The following is an 18226-nucleotide window of genomic DNA, read 5'->3' as shown; positions in this document are numbered from 1 at the left end:
CGGCATTCGGGCAAGGGGCAGGTCAGTGCGGCTTGTGGGCCTCGAAGTCCGCCAGGGCGACCTCTGCCGCCTCCACGATCTCCTCGGCGCCGGACGAGGCGTCGATGACCGGCCCGGGCTCTTCCGCTCGCAACGGTTCCAGGTCGGCGAACTGGGAGTCGAGGAGGGAGGGTGGCATGAAGTGTCCGGTGCGCTGTGCGATCCGGACCCGCGCGGCCTCGGGGTCCAGGGCGAGATGGAGGAACCACACCTCGGCGCCGGCTGTGCCAAGGAGCTGCCGGTATCGGTGTCCGAGCGCCGAGCACGAGATCACGACGCCCTCCCCGCTTTCCGTCGCGGCTCGAATGCGGGCGGCGACGAACTGGAGCCAAGGCGCGCGGACTTCGTCGGTCAAGGCCTCGCCGGCCGACATCTTCGCGATGTTCGACGACGGATGGAGATCATCACCCTCCACGAACGGCACACCGCGGCGGCGGGCGAGCAGTCGGCCCAGGGTCGTCTTGCCCGAACCGGAAACGCCCGTCACCACGATGATCGTCGGTGCCACTGCGGATCCGGTCACGCTCCTCCTCTCAGTCGTTCACCGAGACCGCCCGCAACAGCTGCTCAGCGCAGGCGCTCGGCGATGCGGTCACCGACCCGAAGGGCGTTGGCGATGGCGGTCAGCGACGGGTTCACCGCACCGATGCTCGGAAAGAAGCTGGTGTCCACGACGTAGAGGTTGTCGAGATCGTGGGCCTTGCAGTCGACGTCGAGGGCAGAGGTCTTCGGGTCGGTGCCGAAACGCACGGTGCCCGCCTGGTGGGCGGTGGCGCCGATCGGCATGCCTTTGTGCAGGTAGAGGCTGTGCGGCAGCAAGTGGTGGGGGTGCATGCCCAGGTGGCCGAGCATCTTCTGGAGTTTGTGCTGAAGGCGCGTCAGCCCTTCGGTGTTGTTCTTCTCGTCCAGGGCGAGGTGGATGTCACCGTCACTGTCGAGGGTGACACGGTTGTCGGGGTGGGGAAGGTCCTCGCCGCAGAGCCAGAAGTCCACCGCGTGATGGGCCAGCACCTCGAAGGGGAGGTCCGGCGAGGCCATGCCGGCCCACCGCGGCGCCTCGCCCCGGATCTGGTCGGAGTCCGACTTGCCGAGCATCTGGATGCCGCCCAGCGGATAGTCCCAGTCGTCCGCGCCCAGATACCAGTCGTTCAGGGCGAGGGTCTTCTGGAACTGGGTGTCGTTGGGCTCCTTCGACACCGCCATCAGGGCGAGGTTGTTGTGCCGCATGTAGTGACGGCCCACCACGCCCGAGCTGTTGGCCAGGCCGTCCGGATGGCTGTCGTTCGCCGAACGCAACAGCAGCGCGGCGGAGTTGACGGCACCACAGGCCACCACCACGATGTCGGCGGAGTACTCCGCGACCGTCCCGTCGGCGAGTTCGGCGACGACCTTGTCGACGCTGCGGCCGGTCGGGCCGGTTTCCAGCCGGCGGACGTTCGCCCCGGTGATCATCGTGACGTTGTCGTGCTCCAGGGCCGGGTCGACGCAGATGACCTGGGCGTCGGCCTTGCCCTGCACGAGGCACGGGAATCCGTCGACCCGGTTGCAGCGGATGCACACGCTTCCGTGGGCTGCGCCGCCGTGGGCGTCCTGGGTGAGGTTGACGCCGATCGGCAGGTGGAAGGGGTGCAGCCCCTGCTTCTCCAGGTCGTCGCTGAGCTGCTGGATCCGTGGCTCGTGCTGCACCGGCGGATAGGCGTACTGGGCACTGACCGGCCCCTCACCCGGGTCCTCGCCGTGGCGGCCGTGCACCAGGTAGAGGTGTTCGGCCTGGGTGTAGTAGGGCTCAAGATCCTCGTAACGGATCGGCCAGGCCGGGGAGATGCCGCCATGGTGGCGCAACTCACCGAAGTCCTCGGGGCGCAGACGGAACAGCGCGGCACCGTAGAACTTGGTGTTCCCGCCCACGTAGTAGTTCACCTCGGGCGGGAACTTCTCGCCGTGCTTGTCGTACCAGAATTCGGGCGCGCGGTATTTGCCCTTGACGAAGACCGCGGTGGACTCCCAGTTGTCCCGCTCGCGCGGCAGGTATCCGCCGCGTTCGAGGATCAGGACACGCTTGCCGGTGGGAGCGAGGCGGTGGGCGAGAGTGCCGCCGCCCGCTCCCGTACCGATGACGATGACGTCGTAGTGCTCGGTTCCTGTCATGGGGACACCTCAAGATCATGGGGACGGGTGCGGGCGGGCCTGGACCTGCCGGCTCGCGGGTCAGAGGATGGCGATGGGGTTGACGGGGGAGCCGGTGGCCGCGGGGAGCCGCAGGGGTGCGACGACGCAGAGGAACGACCAGCGGTCCGCCTCCTCGCAGAGCGGCACCAGGTCCTCGAACTGCAGGTAGTCCATGAAGTGCAGACCAAGGGCGTGGATGCCCAGGACGTGCACGGGGAAGTCCACGCCCTCGGTGAGGCTGGGGGCCGTGTCGTTGTTGCCGTCGCTGCCCAGCGCGGCGACCCGGCGCTCGGACAGGAACTCCATCGCGGTCGGGTGCAGGCCCGCCCGGCTGCGCGAGACGTCCCACGGCCCTGCCTCCTCACGCCTGCGACGGTGGCCGACCCGCACGAGCAGGATGTCTCCGGTCCCGACCCGCACGCCCTGGGCGGCCTCTGCGGCCCGGAGGTCGTCGGCGGTGACATGGTCGCCGGGCTCGAGCCACGGCACGCCCCGCAGCCGCGGGATGTCGAGCAGGACACCCCGGCCGACAATGCCGTTTCGTACGAGCTTGATCGACAGGGCGGTGGCGCCCTCGGCGGTCACCGTGCTCGCGGGGATGCCACCAGAGATCGTGCCGTTGTAGACGACGTGGCACAGGGCGTCGAGATGGCTGTCCGCGTCACCGTGCACGTTCATGGAGAAGCGGTCGGTCGCGAAGTGCAGCCCTGTGGCCGGGGCCTCGGCCTCCGGACGGCTGGTGAGCCGGTGGCCGGCCGGGTGCGGGTTGTCGGAAGCGACGTCCGTCTCGACCGGAGACGACAGTGACACCGTCAGGCCCAGGCGGACCTCTCCCGCCGCCGCAAGGACGGTCGCCGGGGTGATGCCGGCCAGTGCCCCGCGACCGCCGGTGGAGAGCGGCGATCCGGCTGCGTCCGCCTGCTGCCGCAGACGCGTGTACAGGGCGTCGAAGGCGGCTCGGCTCTGCGGGCGGCCGTCAGGATTCGGCGCGCCCGGACCCGGCGGTCCGGGCTCCGGCTCAGCCACGTTGCCGCTGCCGGTCGATGGCCTCGTCCAGGGTCGATGCCGCCATGATGAGCGAGAGATGGGTGAACGCCTGCGGGAAGTTGCCGAGTTGCTCGCCGCTCGGGCCGATCTCCTCGGCGAACAGGCCCACATGGTTGGCGTAGGTGTGCATCTTCTCGAAGGTGTAGCGGGCCGGACTGATCCGCCCCGCGCGGGCCAGGGCGTCGACGTAGAGATAGGTGCAGAGGCTGAAGGTCCCCTCCGAGCCGCGGAGGCCGTCAGGGGAGGCGGCCGGGTCGTAGCGGTAGACGAGGCTGTCCGAGACGAGCTTGCGCTCCATGGCGTCCAGGGTGGACAGCCAGCCGGGACTCTTCGCGGAGAGAAACCCCACGCGCGGGATCAAAAGCAGGGAGGCGTCCAGGACGTCTCCGCCGTAGTGCTGCACGAGGGCCTGTTCGGCCTGGCTCCAGCCCTTGTCCATCACCTGTTCGAGGATGCTGTCACGGGCGTTGCGCCAGCGCGGGATGTCGGCGGGCCTGCTGAGTTCCGTGGCCAGGCGCAGGCCCCGGTCGAAGGCGACCCAGCACATCACCCGGCTGAACGTGAAGTCGTTGCGGCCTCCGCGCGTCTCCCAGACACCCTCGTCCGGACGGTCCCAGTTGTCGGACAGCCAGTCCAGCGTCCGGGCGAGCCCCTTCCAGCCGTGGAAGCCCAGCTCCTCGCTGACGTCCATGCCCTCGGCCATCGCGTAGAGGGCCTCGCCGTAGATGTCCAACTGCAACTGGTCCGCGGCGGCGTTGCCGGCACGGACGGGACTTGATCCCCGGTAACCCTCCCAGTGGTCGAGGATCTCCTCGGTCAGGTGCGGGTCCCCGTCCACCCGGTACATGATCTGCAGGCGCTCACCCGGCAGGTCCGCGCGGTCGCGCATCCGCTCGCCCAGCCACTTGGTGAACGCCGACGCCTCCTCGGTGAACCCGAGGTCGAGCAGGGCGCGCACCGAGAGCGACCCGTCCCTCACCCATGAGTACCGGTAGTCCCAGTTGCGCTCACCGCCGACCTGCTCCGGCAGCCCCATGGTCGCGGCGGCGACCGGCGCACCCGTCGGGTGGTAGGTCAGAAGTTTGATCGTGATGGCGGAGCGGTTCACCATCTCGGCCCAGCGCCCCCGGTAGCGGGAGGTGTGCAGCCACTTCTGCCAGAAGTCCACCTCACGCCACAGCGCATCTGTCACGCCCTCGACCGTGAGCGGCGGCGGCGCCTCGCCGTCGACGGCGCACGTGGTGAACACGGCGACGGCCGACTCGCCGACTCCGAGGGTGACCGCGCCCTTCACGTCCTGCGCGTCCCGTACCAGCGGAAAGGACGCCTGCAGGTGCCCCGCGATCCCGGGCCCCCGGAACACCGCCTCCTGGGGCCGTAGATCCAGCTCGTGGTCGGCCCGGCCGTAGTCGAACCGCGGCCTGCACTCCAGCAGGAACCGCACGGTGCCGCGCACCACGCGAATCACCCGGATCAGGCTGTGCCGGTCGGTGGGGGTGCGGCTGGTGTTCGCGGGCATCCAGTCGATGACCTCGCCGACGCCCTCCGGCGACATGAACCTCGTGACCAGCACGCCGGTGTCCGGGTAGTAGAGCTGTTTGCACGTCACGTCCGAGTGCTCCGGCGCAAGCCGGAAATACCCGCCGCGGTCGTGATCGAGCAGCGAGGCGAAGACACTCGGCGAGTCGAACCTCGGCGAGCAGAACCAGTTCACCACGCCCTCGGAGGACACCAGGGCGGCGGTCTGCAGGTCGCCCACCAGGCCGTGGTTGGCGATGGGTGGATAGCGGTCCATGAGCGTCCAATCGAGGAGGTTTCGGCGCGGTCCACTGTCGGACAGGCCGCGAACGGGCGCCTTTCGGTGCCGCGGACGGGCGAATCGAGCCGTGGACGGCGGCCCGCAGTGCCCTCGAGCCCGGATGCTCCGCGCCGCCTGCCTCCATTTCCGTCGTTCCACGGCGAGACGGCACTCCGAGTCGGTCCGTACGGGCTAGACCCGTCCGGGCGACTGGGCCACAACTGTGATCCCTTTCAGAACGAGCGGCCCGCAGCGCTCCCGCCGGCCTCCCTCGTTCCATGGCGTCGGGCGACCTGCGCCGCCATGCGGGGTCCCCGGGACGGTTCTACGGTTGAGGGGAAGCCCTGCGTTCACGGACGTTCGACGCACCGCCGACGTCGGGATCGAGGGACCGGGGCCGAGAGCAGCCTCCACTCGCACAAATGATCGACGCGGTCCAAGAAACCCACGGCGCAGGGGGAACGCCTCGACTGTCATTCTCCCTGGTGCCCCGGGATCCGCAGGGCCAGGCAGGAGAGCCCCCGATGCCCAAGCACGCGATCACGGCGATGCGTACGTCACCTCACGCGACACCCGCGGAGCGCGCGGCACTGGGAAAGGAGACGCGGCGGCACTGCCCGCGGTCGGGACACGCGGTGTACAGGCCCGGACCCAGGAGACCGGACCCACTGGCGATCCTCGAGGCCCAGTCCGCGGCCCGGGTGCAGGAGTTGGTGCCGATCCGGTACAGCCGGATGACCGAGTCCCCCTTCCGCTTCTACCGGGGCGCCGCGGCGATCATGGCGTCCGACCTGGCCGGCAGTCCCGTCTCGGGAATCAACGCCCAGTTGTGCGGAGACGCCCATCTGCTCAACTTCCGGCTCCTGGCCTCCCCCGAGCGGGAGTTGATGTTCGACATCAACGATTTCGACGAGACCCTGCCAGGCCCGTGGGAGTGGGACGTCAAACGGCTGTCGGCGAGCTTCGTCATCGCAGCCCGGGCGAACGGCTTCGACGACGCCGAACGTGCCCGGATCGTGAGCGGCACCGTGCGCTCGTACCGGGAAGGGATGATTCGCTTCGCCGGTATGAGCAATCTCGATGTCTGGTACGCGAAGATCGACGCCGAACGCCTCAAGGACCTCACGACGGACCGGCTTCACAAAAGCGGGCGGAGGAAGCTGGATCACGCCCTGACGAAGGCCCGCTCGCGCGACACCTTGCAGGTGTTCGAGAAGCTCACGCGTCACGTCGACGGCCGGCCGCGGATCGCGGCTGATCCACCGCTGCTGGTCCCCTTGGCCGACCTGCTGCCCAAAGCCGAACGCACCCCGCTGGAACGCCAGTTCCGAGGGCTTGTCGAGCGGTACGGAACCACGCTGCCGTCCGACCGGCGCACCCTCCTCGACGACTACCGACTCACGGACGTCGCCCGCAAGGTGGTCGGAGTCGGCAGTGTCGGCACCCGGTGCTGGATCTTCCTGCTCCTCGGCCGGGACGGCCGGGACCCGCTGTTCCTGCAGGCCAAGGAAGCCGACACCTCCGTGCTCGCCGACCACGTCGGAGCCAGTCAGTACCGCAACCAGGGCGAACGCGTCGTCGCGGGGCAGCGGTTGATGCAGGCGACGAGCGACATCTTCCTCGGCTGGGAGCAGGTGGACGGCATCGACGGCAGGCGCCGCGACTTCTACGTCCGGCAACTGCGCGACTGGAAGGGCATCGCGATGCCGGAGACGATGTCGCCCGCGCAGTTGGAGGCCTTCGGCAGTGTCTGCGGCCTCACACTCGCCCGCGCGCACGCACGGTCCGGCGACCGGATCGCGATCGCCTCCTACCTGGGTAAAAAAGACTCCTTCGACCGAGCCCTCGTCACCTTCGCGGAGGCGTACGCCGACCAGAACGAGCGCGACCATCAGGCGCTCGTCGACGCGGTGAAGGCGGGACGACTGCCCGCACAGGAGCTTCCAGCCAACTGATCGCGCCTACCGGAGTAGGTGGCCTATTGATCGTCTTAGATCGAGGAGGGTTTCTGTACGAGTACCCCACCATGGCCGAAGCTGCCACCATCGGCGTCCCGCACCCCACGCTCGGCGAGGAGATCGCCGCGGTCATGGCCCTGCGACCGAGTGCCAGGGCGAACATGGAGGAACTGAGGGATTTCGTCCGCAACCGGGTGGCCGGGTACAAATACCCACGCGAGGTCCGGCTGGTGGATGCTCTCCCGAAGGGCCTCACCGGCAAGATACTCAAACGACAGATCGACACCCCCGAGGCCCGCTCAGCCGAGCCCCGGTAGCCGCTCGACCCTCGCGGACTGACACCGGTGCCCGGCAACCACGCGCACCGGTGTCACAGGCGCGGTCATCTGGCATGCGGACCACAACCATCAGGTGAAGATCAAGCTGGACGGGTGGGACCGGCCTTAGCGCCTGTCTGGCGGATCGTGTGACCACCAGGTTCGACAAGTGCGCCTATGTGTTCCACGGCACCGTCCCCCTCGCCTCGATCCGGCTCCGCTCTTGACCCGCACGGCAGGTCTCAGACGCCGGTCCGCCCGTCGACGAGCTCACGCACGACGTCGAGGTGGCCGTTGTGGCGGGACGTCTCCTCGATGAGGTGGAGGATCACCCAGCGGAGATCGACGTGGCGGCCGTCGCTGATGGGACGCTTGGCCGTTAAGTTCAGCTCGCGGTCGGACACCAGGCGACTGTAGCGGGCACTCTGCTCCTCGTACTCGGCGAGAAGCCGGGGCAGCGGGATTTCGACCACTGTCCGCATCTCAGGGTCGGGATCGTCGTCGGTCGCCTCGGTGAGCGGTCCCGCAGGCTCCTCGCCCAGGAACATCACTTGGAACCAGTGGTACTCGACCCACTGCAGATGGCTGATCAGCCCGCACAACGTCATCAGCGGTGAACTCGGAGTGGAGCCTTGCGGGCGTCTTCGGCGGACACGCCCTCACACTTGGCTCGCGCGGTGTCACGGGCGTAGTCCAGAAAGGTGGCCAGTTGCGTACGTTCGTCCCACAAGGGAGGCGTGTCGGTTCGTTGAAGCATCGCGGGAATATCCCGCAGCTCGGAACGGGGGTCGACTCAATTGATCGGAAGCACCGCCAAGCGCCACAGCACCGGCTGCGCTCAGGGAGAGCCCGGCAAGATCCGCCGGACAGACCTATCTGCCGTGGGACGTTCGGTGTGGCTGGAGTTCTACGTTCGTAAGCATGAGGGTCACATTCGCCGGGGTGTTGCGCTCAGCACGTGCGGATGTCGGTCGCATCGTCACGACAGCCGTCGACCCGCCCTCGGACTGCAGTCCCGCGAGACAGCTGTGATGCCTCGGCCCGCGACGCGCAAGACGGTCATGCGCCTTGACGACCCCAACCTCCTTGGAGGGTGAGCTTGTTGACGAAGTCGGCATGATCCCGCCGGGCGGTTTTCCACCCACATCACATTGAAGAAGGCTGTGAGTGCGGCCCAAGCGCGTCGCGCCCCGAGGCGGATCATGTTCAGCGACGGTCTGCACGGCTGTGCCGCAGGACTGTCGATCGTCGTTCGGCAGCTCATTGGAAACGGTCCAGCCGAGGCCGGGCACCGGGCAGTGCGGCAGGAGTCCGCGGTCTCCCCGTGGCGGGTTGCAGTCGCGGTCCCGAAGGATCGCGGCGATCCTGGCAGGAGAGCGTGGCCGGCTTCGCGCGGGTGCTGTGCGCCGGCGACCGCGCTGGACAGGAAGGCAGCGGCCCATGACAGCAGTTCCCGAAGGGACACGGGGAGGGCGTGGGGGACCCGAGAGCGGCAAGATCGGCGGGCCGTCCTTGTTCGCCGGGGCCGTGCTCATGCTCAGCGGGCCGCTCAGCATTCTCATGGGCGTGTCCGGCACCGCACAGGACAACGTGTTCTCCGCGTCCAGCTACACCTACCAATTCGACCTGGCCGCTTGGGGCTGGATCCACCTCGTGGTCGGAGTGGGGCTGGTCATTGCCGGTCTGGGAGTCCTGACGAACAGGAGCTGGGGTCGTGGGGCCGGCGTAGTGACGGCAGGGATCAGCCTGATCACCCAGTTCATGTTCGTTCCGTACTACCCGGTGTGGTCCATCTCTGTGATGACACTCGACCTCCTGATCATCTTTGCGCTGACGAGGTTCCATGGCGGAACCAGCGGCGGTCGGTGAACCCATGCCGGACCACGGTCGGCGGGAACCATGGGGCGCCGGTATCGGGGCTGCGCCCTGTAGACGATGGCGCGGGGCCGTGGTGCGGGCGGCGATATCGCTCATTGTGGGAACGGGGATTCCTCGCCGACGGCGGCGAGGAGTTCGAACGGGAACTCTGTGTCACTCTGTCCGATCGTCAGCCCAAGCCAACGGCCGGTGGCCGGTATCCGCCACGCCGACATGCTGACGGCGTAGCCGTACAAGGAGGGCCACGCTCGCGAAGTAGTCGGGCATGGATCTTTTTGGTGACGCCACTGACTCATTGCTGCTGCCCGCGCAACAAGCGGGTGATCCGTCACGACAGGGCGAACGTTGCTTGATGCGGCACCAGACAGGTTTATAACAGTCGGGAATTCTCCCCGGCTCAAACGAGATATCGAGGTGTTCGACGTCCCGGAAATCGACGCGAAGGCCTGCGCGGGCGGTGCCGTCCTCGCGAAATAAGACTCGGTTGGCCTCCGCGAGCAGCGGTTACGGCTCAACGCCCGTCGCTCCGCACTGCTTGGCCTCCAGGATCCGGGATCCGGGCGGCGTGCAAGGGCGAGGCGGCGGTGATGATGTCCGCGAGATCGTAGGCTCTGTACATGGTGGGTATGCAACCGCGCGGGACAGTAAGGGGACCGGGGCGACCGAGGGAGGAGCGGGCCACCGGGGCCGTCCTCAATGCGGTCGTTGACCTGGTCACCGAGCAGGGGATCGGGGCGGTGACGATGGATGCCGTTGCGGCACGGGCCGGGGTGAGCAAGCCCGCCATCTACCGGCGATGGTCCACCAAGCAGGACCTCATCATCGCCGCTGCGGAAACCCGCATCGGCGTCCTGTCAGTGCCTGATCTGGGCAGCTTCCGTGCCGAGCTGCACTTCGTGCTCACCGCTCGCCTGGAGGCCTACCGGCTGCCGGGGTCGGACCGGCTGATCGCGGGCCTGATCGGAGCGGCGGCCGAGACGGGCGCGATACGGGGGCAGTACGCGGAGTACACCGAGCGGATCACGAGCGAAACGAGGCGCATCCTCGAGCGCGGGATCGCCCGCGGCGACGTGCAGCCCGGCACCGATGTCCGGGCCGCGGCCACCTTGGTGGCGGCACCGTTGCTGTTCCGGCTGATCGGCGAGCAGGAGATGCCCGACTCCAGGTTCGTGGACGCCCTGGTGGATCTTGTGGCGCGCGCCGTCGGTTCGGCGTCCTGACCGCGTCGACCACGCCGGACACTCTCGTTTCACATCGGTGCTGTCAAGCCCTTGCCAGACCATGCCCGAATAACGATACTCCCAGGAACGAAATGCCGATCGTCGCCTCGGAGTGCCCATGGACAGCGTCGTCACCGCCCCCGCCCCCGCCCTCGACAAGCCCCTGATGCACTACGGAAAGCGTGTGCTGGAGCGCACCGCGCCAGGCTGGGCCCAGGTCGAGTACCAGCACCTGGGCATCCGTCCGCTCACCCCTCACATCGGTGCCGAGATCGACGGCGTCGATCTGTCCCGGCCGATGGGTGAGGACCTCGCCCAGGAGCTCAAGCAGGCCCTGCTGGAGTGGAAGGTGATCTTCTTCCGTGACCAGCACGCCTTCGACCCGCAGTCCCAGCTCGCGCTCTCCGGTCTGTGGGGCAAGCCGGAGGTGAACCCCTTCTTCCCCAAGGGAGACACCGCCGGCGTCTCCCGTCTGGCCAAGGACGCCATGGCCATCGGCACCGAGAACATCTGGCACAGCGACCACTCCTTCATGGCCGCGCCCGCCCTGGGCTCGATCCTGCGCGCCGTCGAGGTCCCGCCCGCGGGTGGCGACACCCAGTGGGCCGACATGGCTGCCGCGTACGACAACCTCTCGGCAAAGACGCAGGCCCGTATCGAAGGACTCACCGCTGTGCACGACTGGGTGCCCAGCTGGGGGGCGATGATGACGGAGAGCCAGATTGCCGCCTTCCGGGACGCCCTGCCGCCCGTCGAGCACCCGGTGGTCGTCCGCCACCCGCGCACCGGACGCAAGCTGCTCTACGTCAACGAGCCCTTCACCACCCGGATCGTCGGCCTGTCCGACAGCGAGAGCCGCGACCTGCTCGACGAGCTCGTCCTGCAGGCCCGTATCCCCGAGTACCAGGTGCGCTTCCGCTGGCACCCGGGCTCCGTCGCGATCTGGGACAACATCGCCACCCAGCACTACGCGATCAACGACTACTACCCGCAGCGCCGCGTCATGGAGCGCATCGCGATCGCCGGTGTCCCGCTTTCCTGAGCGGCGCCGGACCGTACACCCACGGGCGAGGGGCTGCCGGACCCCTCGCCCATCCTCCCCGTCCCGCTCGTCCCCCGCGGAGCTCTTGTGACCGACACCGACGTCGTACCAGCTGTGCCCGCCGATCCTGCGAAGACCGCGAGCGACCCACGACTGCGCGCATGGGTCGTCACCGCTCTGCTCGTGGTCTTCATGATGATCAACTTCGCCGACAAGTCCGTGCTGGGCCTGGCGGCCGACCCGATCCGCAAGGATCTCGGTCTGTCCGCATCCGCCTTCGGGCTCGCCAGCAGCGCCTTCTTCCTGCTGTTCTCGATCTGCGGCGCCGCGGTGGGACTGCTCGCCGACCGCATACGGCCCAAGTGGCTGCTGCTGGCGATGGCCCTCCTGTGGTCCATCTCCCAGGCGCCACTGGCCCTGGGCGGAGGGCTCGCGGTGCTCATCACCTCTCGCGTCCTTCTCGGCGCCGCTGAGGGGCCCGCCTTCCCCGTGGCCCAGCAGACCACCCTGTCCTGGTTCCCCAACCACCGGCGCAACCTGCCCGGGGCACTCATCGTGCTGGGAATCACCCTGGGAGTCCTCGTCGCCGCTCCCGTACTGACCTGGGTGATCCACCACCACGGATGGCGCTCGGCCGTCGCCGTGGTGGCGGTCGCCGGCGTGGTGTGGGCTCTGCTGTGGATCCCCTTCGGCGGAGAGGGACGGTACGGGACCGACTCGCCGGCCCTTGCCGAGGGCGCCGGAACCGCAACCGGCCCGGCAGCCTGCGGGACGCCGTACCGCCGGATCCTCGCGACCCGTACCTGGATCGGTGCCACGATCGCCTACTTCGGCACCTACTGGGTCATCGCCTTCGCCCTGGTCTGGCTCCCGTCCTACCTCCATGACGGTCTGGGCTACTCCTCAACCGCCTCCACCCAGCTGCTGATGCTGGTGTGGGGCGTGAGCGGCATCGTGGTGCTCGGACAGGCGGGCCTGACCGGATGGCTGCTGCGCCGCGGGACCGCAAGCCGGTGGGCCCGCGGCAGGGTCGGCGGCATCCTCATGCTCATCGGCGCGGCGGCATGCCTGGCCCTGCCGTGGGCCCCGGCCGGTGCCGTGACCGTCGTGCTCTTCGTCACCGGAGTCGCACTCTCCGGAGCGATGAGCAGCGTCGCCGCCACAACCGTCGTGGAACTGGCGCCGGCCGACCGCCGCGGCGGCTCACTCGGCATCATGAACGCCGTGGTGACCACTGCCGGTCTGATCGCCCCGACGCTGATCGGGCACCTCGTGGACGCGCATGGAGCCGGGGGCTACCGGTACGCGGTCATGATCACCGGTGCTCTGCTCCTGCTGGGCGGCAGCGCCGCCGTCACGTTGATCGACCCGGATCGCGACGCGCGCCTGCTCCCGGCCTGACGGCGCGACACCGTCGTGTCCCCCGGGCGGGGTTCGCAGCCCCTCGCACAGCGCACAAAGTACGGCCCCCGCCCGCCATCAACCATCTTCCACGAGGAATGACGTGAACCCCAGCGCCCTCGACACCTCTTGCCTCGACCAGGCCGTCGCCGAACTGCGCATCGGCGCCGTGTCCTGGTCCGCCACCCCGCTCACCGAACGCATCACCCTGCTGGAGCGCCTGCTCCCCCGCATGACCTCCGGCGCCGCCGACCTGGCCGCTGCCGGCGCCCGCGCCAAGGGCTACGACCCTGCCTCCCCATGGGCCGCCGAGGACTGGATAGGCGGGCCGTGGGCCCTGGTCCAGAACGCCGCAGCATATCTGCACGTACTACGGCGCATCGCCGTGGGAAAGGACCCGGTCGACGCCAAGGCCGTGCAAGCCCGTGACGGCCGTACCCACGTCGACGTCTTCCCCGCCACCGGCTGGGACACGCTGCTGCTCAACGGCTTCACGGCTCAGGTGTGGCTTCGGCCCGGCATCACCGGGGAGCAGGCACGCAGCCGCGCCGCAGGGGAGTACCGGGGCCGGCCGGGCCGTCCCGCGGTGGCCCTGGTACTCGGTGCCGGTAACGTCGCCGCCATCACCGCCCTCGACATCCTGCACAAGCTCTACGCCGAGGGCCAGGTCGTCGTCGCGAAGATGAACCCAGTCAACGCCTATCTCCGCCCGCACTTCGAGCACGTCTTCGCCGAGTTCGTCGCGCGCGGCTGGGTGCGCTTCGTCGACGGAGGTGCGGCCGAGGGCGGATACCTCGCCACGCACGAGGGCGTCGACGCCATTCACGTCACCGGCAGCGACCGCACCCACGACGCCATCGTGTGGGGCACCGACGAGCAGGCGGGCGAGCGCCGCCGCGACGACACGCCGCTGATCGGCAAGCCGTTCACCAGCGAGCTGGGCGGCGTCAGCCCCTGCATCGTGACCCCCGGCCCCTGGAGCGCGGCGGACTTCCGCTACCAGGCCGAGCACATCGTCACCAGCAAGATGAACAACTCCGGTCACAACTGCATCGCCAGCCAGATCCTGGTCCTGCCCCGCGAGTGGGACGGCACCGAACGACTGCTGGACGAGATCCGGCAGGTGCTGCGCGCACTGCCGCCGCGCGCCGACTACTACCCGGGCGCCGAGCAACGCCTGTCCGCTGTGCTGGCGGCCCATCCGAAGGCCGAGACCCACGGCGACGGCTGCCGGCTCCTCGTCCCCGACATCACCGACCACGACGACATCCTCATCACCGGAGAAGTCTTCGGCAGCGCCCTCGGCGTCGTACGACTGCCCGGCGACACCCCGGCCGAATTCCTCGGCCACGCCGTCGACTTCGCCAACGACACCCTCCCCGGGACCCTGGGCGCCACCCTGATCGTCCACCCCAGGACAGAGAAGACCCACCGGGCAGCGGTCGACAAGGCCGTCGCCGGACTGCGGTACGGAACCCTGGGCGTCAACTGCTGGTCTGCGGTGGGCTTCCTCCTCGGCTTCACCCCCTGGGGCGCGTTCCCCGGCCACACCCGCCAGAACATCGGCAGCGGCATCGGCTTCGTGCACAACGCCTTCATGCTCGAGGACATCGAGAAGACCGTGCTGCGCGCACCCTTCACGCCCGCCCCACGCGGTCTGCTCACGGGCGACCCGTCCCTGTCCCCCCGCCCGCCGTACTTCGTCACCAACAGGACGGCGCCGGCCACGGTGGAACTCGTCACCCGCTTCACCGCCGCGCCCGGCCTCCTGAAACTGCCCGCCATCTTCGCCTCCGCGCTGCGCGGCTGACCCCGGCCCACCCCACCCCTATGGAGATCGCATGCTCAATCTCGCCGCCATGCTCGAAAGCAGTGCCCGTGCCGTGCCGGACCGCGCCGCGGTGGTCCTGGGCGACCAGCAGCTGACCTACGCCGAACTCGACGCCGCCGCCTGCCGCGTGGCCAACCTGCTGCGCTCGCGCGGCATCGAGCCCGGCGACAAGGTCGCACTGTCCTGCCCGAACGTTCCCTGGTTCCCCGTCGTCTACTACGGCATCCTCAAGGCCGGTGCGGTGGCCGTCCCGCTCAACGTGCTGCTCAAGAGCCGGGAGATCACGTACCACCTGAAGGACTCGGAAGCCAAGGCCTACTTCTGCTTCGAAGACACCCCCGGGCTCCCACTGGGCCAGGAGGGATGGACCGGCTTCGGCAACACCGAGAACTGCGAGCACTTCTTCGTCATGACCGCGGCCCCCGCTCTGGAGTCCCCGATCACGGGCGCCCAGACGCTGACGGCCGCGCTGACGGGCCAGAGCACCACCTTCGAGACGGTCGCCACCGAACCCGGTGACACGGCGGTCATCCTGTACACCTCCGGCACCACCGGCCTGCCCAAGGGCGCCGAGCTCACCCACTCCAACGTGACGCTCAATGTGCTGACCTGTCACAAGCTGTTCGGCGAGGTCGAGCACGACGTGCACCTGATCGCCCTTCCGCTGTTCCACTCCTTCGGCCAGGTCGTGCAGATGAACGCCGGCCTCGCCTCACGTGCGACTCTGGTGCTGCTGCCACGCTTCGACGCACGATCGGCCCTGGCCCTGATGCAACGCCATGCCGTCACCTTCTTCGCGGGTGTCCCCACCATGTACTGGGCCCTGCTGGAAGCGGACGCGCCCGATGTGGACCTGCCGCGGATAGCCAAGAACCTGCGGATAGCCGGCTCGGGGGGCTCGGCGCTGCCGGTCGAGATCCACCGGCGGTTCGGCGAGCGGTTCTCGGTCACGATCCGCGAGGGGTACGGCCTGTCGGAGACCAGCCCGGCCGCCACCTTCTCGGCTCCCGGCGAGGCGGTGCGGCCCGGCTCCATCGGACGTCCGGTCTGGGGCGTGGAGGTGGACCTGGTCGCCGAGGACTGGACCCCGGTCACAGGGCCCGACGCGGTCGGCGAACTCGTCATCCGCGGGCACAACATCATGAAGGGCTACTACAACCGGCCCGAGGCGACCGCCGAGGTGATGCGCAACGGCTGGTTCCGCACCGGCGACCTCGCACGCCGGGACGCCGAAGGCTGGTACTACGTCGTCGACCGTGCCAAGGACCTGATCATCCGCGGTGGCTTCAACGTGTACCCCCGGGAGATCGAGGAAGTACTGCTCACACATCCCGCCGTGTCCATGGTGGCCGTCATCGGCGTACCCCACGAGCGCCACGGCGAGGAGATCAAGGCCTGCGTGGTCCTCACCCCTGGAGCGGTGCTCTCCGAGGAGGAACTGATCGCCTGGTGCAAGGAAGAGATGGCCGGCTACAAGTACCCCCGCCTGGTGGAGTTCCTCGATATCCTGCCCACCAACGCCACCGGCAAGATCCTCAAGCGCGAGCTCCGGGACACGCACGGGGCCCCCTTCAGCCGACCGGTGACGCAGACACGGGACGCAGGTACGGCGGATGCCCGCACGATCGAGGGGGACAGATGAGCACCTCGCCCGACAGCGTCGACTACGTCGTCGTCGGAGCCGGATCGGCCGGAGCCGCTCTCGCCGGCCGACTGACCGAGAAGAGCACGGCCTCGGTGGCGCTCCTGGAGGCGGGCGGCCCGGACAGGAAGGCGGCCATTCACATCCCCGCCGCCTTCTCCCAGCTCTTCAAGACCGAACTCGACTGGGACTACACGACGGTTCCGCAGCCCCAGCTCTCCAGCCGCCCCGTCTACTGGCCCCGGGGCCGGATGCTCGGCGGATCCTCCTCGATCAACGCCATGATGTGGGTGCGCGGGTTCGCCGCCGACTACGACGAGTGGGGCGACCTCTGCGGGCCGGACTGGTCGTGGCAGGGCCTGCTGCCCTACTTCCGCCGCCTGGAAAGGACCGCAGGCGCCACCGACCCGGACCATGGACGCTCCGGTTCCATGAACATCGAGCCGCAGCGCAACCCGAACCCGCACACGGCCGCCTTCCTCGACGCCGCCAGGGAGCTCGGCCATACCGTCGAGCCCGCCAACACAGCGACGCCCAACGGCTTCTCGCAGACGATGGTCAGCCAGCGACGCGGAGCCCGGTTCAGCACCGCGGACGGCTACCTCAAGCCCGCCCGCAGCCGCTCGAACCTGCACGTCATCACAGACGCGCAGGTCACCCGCGTCCTCTTCGAGGGCCGCCGCGCCGTCGGAGTCGAGTACGTCACCGGCGGCGTCGCACGAAAGGTGCTGGCACGCCGCGAGGTCGTACTCAGCGGGGGCGCGGTCAACACCCCGCAACTGCTCATGCTCTCCGGGATCGGCGACGCCACTCACCTGCGCGAACGGGGAATCGACGTCCTCGTGGACTCCCCCGAGGTCGGCGCCAACCTCACCGACCACCTCATCTCCGGACTCGCCGTCGACGTGCCGGACAGGACACTGTTCTCCGCCGAGCGGCCCCGCGAACTCCTGAACTACCTCGTCCGCCGCCGAGGAATGCTCACCTCGAACGTCGGCGAAGCATATGGCTTCGTCCGCAGCCGCCCCGAACTCGAACTCCCCGACCTCGAAATCATCTTCGCCCCGGTGCCGTTCATCGGCGAAGGTCTCGTCAAGCCCTCCGGACACGGTGTCACGGTGGGTGCGATCCTTCTCCGACCCCAGAGCACCGGATCGATCAGACTTGCCTCACCGGATCCACTCGACAAGCCGGTCATCGACCCGCGCTACCTCACGGACGCGGGCGGGACCGACCGTGCGGCCCTGATGGCCGGGCTGGACGTCTGCGAGCAGATCATCGAGCGACTCACTGCCAGGGAGCTGTCCTCGGGCCGCTTCCTCATGCCCCCGGGGGGCGAGCTCCTGTCCCGTCACCGGCGTGACGCCCTTGCGCTGGCCGATCACGCCCACACTCTCTACCACCCGGTCGGAACAGCCCGGATGGGCAGCGACGCTACCTCGGTCGTGGACCCGCAACTTCGCGTACGAGGGACAGAGGGCTTGCGGGTCGCGGACGCATCGATCATGCCGACGATCATCCGCGGCCACACCAACGCCCCCGCCATCGTCATCGGAGAAAGGGCCGCGGATCTGCTCGGAGCGAGCTGAAGCGGTAGTGGCCACGCCCGACCGATAGGCCTGCCAGGAGGTGAGGATGCCGATGCCGTCACCGAGCAGTTTCAGCCCAAGGACGAAGATCAAGACCGCCATCACGGCGATAACTCGCTGCTGTCGAGCTACTGAACGATGGGCGCGGTCCGGCACGGGTACTACCTCGCCAAGGTGCGGATCACCCCCGACCCGCCCTTCGCCGCCGCGGTGGTCCGGCGCGACCTCGACCCGGCCTCGGGGCTGGAGAAAGAGCTCCGACGAAGTACTTGGCCCGAGACAATGAGAAGCCGAC

The 18226-nt window shown here is 68.8% G+C and carries 13 protein-coding genes and 1 pseudogene; 9 read left to right on the top strand and 5 right to left on the bottom strand.

All coding sequences use genetic code 11. The annotated features are described in order from the left end of the window. Positions 1-22: 22 nt before the first annotated feature. From ACFYW7_RS27105 to ACFYW7_RS27090, 4 genes are read right to left on the bottom strand one after another with little or no spacing between them, the layout of a single operon-like run. Positions 23-562: a gluconokinase gene (locus ACFYW7_RS27105; RefSeq protein ID WP_389506846.1), complete on the bottom strand. Its 540-nt coding sequence runs from the start codon at positions 560-562 to the stop codon at positions 23-25. Positions 563-606: 44 nt separating this feature from the next. Further along, positions 607-2187 (bottom strand): GMC oxidoreductase, encoded by a 1581-nt coding sequence (locus tag ACFYW7_RS27100; RefSeq protein WP_389506844.1) that lies wholly within the window; start codon positions 2185-2187, stop codon positions 607-609. Positions 2188-2247: 60 nt separating this feature from the next. Further along, the gene (locus ACFYW7_RS27095) at positions 2248-3234 is read right to left on the bottom strand and encodes a cyclase family protein (RefSeq protein WP_389506842.1); all 987 of its coding nucleotides are present in this window, start codon (positions 3232-3234) and stop codon (positions 2248-2250) included. Then, positions 3227-5050 (bottom strand): glycoside hydrolase family 15 protein, encoded by a 1824-nt coding sequence (locus ACFYW7_RS27090; RefSeq protein WP_389506840.1) that lies wholly within the window; start codon positions 5048-5050, stop codon positions 3227-3229. Before ACFYW7_RS27090 ends, ACFYW7_RS27095 begins: the two co-directional genes overlap by 8 nt. A gap of 527 nt (positions 5051-5577) precedes the next feature. On the opposite strand from ACFYW7_RS27090, the gene ACFYW7_RS27085 reads away from it, so the two are divergent. Then, positions 5578-7008, top strand: coding sequence for a DUF2252 domain-containing protein (locus tag ACFYW7_RS27085; protein ID WP_389506838.1), 1431 nt, complete (start codon positions 5578-5580; stop codon positions 7006-7008). Positions 7009-7034: 26 nt separating this feature from the next. Then, the gene (locus tag ACFYW7_RS27080) at positions 7035-7328 is read left to right on the top strand and encodes a hypothetical protein (RefSeq protein WP_389506836.1); all 294 of its coding nucleotides are present in this window, start codon (positions 7035-7037) and stop codon (positions 7326-7328) included. Between the two features lie 242 nt (positions 7329-7570). Here ACFYW7_RS27080 and ACFYW7_RS27075 read toward each other — a convergent pair. Beyond that, positions 7571-8085: pseudogene (locus tag ACFYW7_RS27075) on the bottom strand (DinB family protein). Positions 8086-8768: 683 nt separating this feature from the next. On the opposite strand from ACFYW7_RS27075, the gene ACFYW7_RS27070 reads away from it, so the two are divergent. The 7 genes from ACFYW7_RS27070 to ACFYW7_RS27040 all read left to right on the top strand — a co-directional run bounded on the left by ACFYW7_RS27070 (position 8769) and on the right by ACFYW7_RS27040 (position 17931). Continuing rightward, the gene (locus tag ACFYW7_RS27070; protein WP_389506834.1) at positions 8769-9197 is read left to right on the top strand and encodes a hypothetical protein; all 429 of its coding nucleotides are present in this window, start codon (positions 8769-8771) and stop codon (positions 9195-9197) included. Between the two features lie 626 nt (positions 9198-9823). Beyond that, a complete protein-coding gene (locus tag ACFYW7_RS27065; RefSeq protein ID WP_389506832.1) occupies positions 9824-10426 on the top strand; it encodes a TetR/AcrR family transcriptional regulator in 603 nt (200 codons plus the stop codon). A gap of 118 nt (positions 10427-10544) precedes the next feature. After that, positions 10545-11468: a TauD/TfdA dioxygenase family protein gene (locus tag ACFYW7_RS27060; RefSeq protein WP_389506830.1), complete on the top strand. Its 924-nt coding sequence runs from the start codon at positions 10545-10547 to the stop codon at positions 11466-11468. An 87-nt stretch (positions 11469-11555) separates the two neighbouring features. Next, complete coding sequence (locus ACFYW7_RS27055; protein WP_389506828.1) at positions 11556-12869, top strand: MFS transporter; 1314 nt, start codon at positions 11556-11558, stop codon at positions 12867-12869. A 103-nt stretch (positions 12870-12972) separates the two neighbouring features. Beyond that, the gene (locus ACFYW7_RS27050; RefSeq protein WP_389506826.1) at positions 12973-14679 is read left to right on the top strand and encodes an aldehyde dehydrogenase family protein; all 1707 of its coding nucleotides are present in this window, start codon (positions 12973-12975) and stop codon (positions 14677-14679) included. 31 nt (positions 14680-14710) lie between these two features. Next, positions 14711-16342, top strand: coding sequence for a long-chain fatty acid--CoA ligase (locus ACFYW7_RS27045; protein ID WP_389506824.1), 1632 nt, complete (start codon positions 14711-14713; stop codon positions 16340-16342). Then, positions 16339-17931, top strand: coding sequence for a GMC family oxidoreductase (locus tag ACFYW7_RS27040; RefSeq protein WP_389506822.1), 1593 nt, complete (start codon positions 16339-16341; stop codon positions 17929-17931). The genes ACFYW7_RS27045 and ACFYW7_RS27040 overlap by 4 nt, the downstream gene beginning before the upstream one ends. Positions 17932-18226: the final 295 nt, after the last annotated feature.

The sequence above is a fragment of the Streptomyces sp. NPDC002580 genome, from assembly GCF_042889485.1.
Taxonomy (GTDB): Bacteria; Actinomycetota; Actinomycetes; order Streptomycetales; family Streptomycetaceae; genus Streptomyces.
This window is presented reverse-complemented; position numbering and strand designations above follow the sequence as displayed.

What these genes read in the sequence shown, in the direction of transcription:
- ACFYW7_RS27100 (WP_389506844.1), bottom strand. Translation starts at nt 2,187, where the DNA reads ATGACAGGAACCGAGCACTACGACGTCATCGTCATCGGTACGGGAGCG.
- ACFYW7_RS27090 (WP_389506840.1), bottom strand. Translation starts at nt 5,050, where the DNA reads ATGGACCGCTATCCACCCATCGCCAACCACGGCCTGGTGGGCGACCTG.
- ACFYW7_RS27085 (WP_389506838.1), top strand. Translation starts at nt 5,578, where the DNA reads ATGCCCAAGCACGCGATCACGGCGATGCGTACGTCACCTCACGCGACA.
- ACFYW7_RS27070 (WP_389506834.1), top strand. Translation starts at nt 8,769, where the DNA reads ATGACAGCAGTTCCCGAAGGGACACGGGGAGGGCGTGGGGGACCCGAG.
- ACFYW7_RS27065 (WP_389506832.1), top strand. Translation starts at nt 9,824, where the DNA reads ATGGTGGGTATGCAACCGCGCGGGACAGTAAGGGGACCGGGGCGACCG.
- ACFYW7_RS27060 (WP_389506830.1), top strand. Translation starts at nt 10,545, where the DNA reads ATGGACAGCGTCGTCACCGCCCCCGCCCCCGCCCTCGACAAGCCCCTG.
- ACFYW7_RS27045 (WP_389506824.1), top strand. Translation starts at nt 14,711, where the DNA reads ATGCTCAATCTCGCCGCCATGCTCGAAAGCAGTGCCCGTGCCGTGCCG.
- ACFYW7_RS27040 (WP_389506822.1), top strand. Translation starts at nt 16,339, where the DNA reads ATGAGCACCTCGCCCGACAGCGTCGACTACGTCGTCGTCGGAGCCGGA.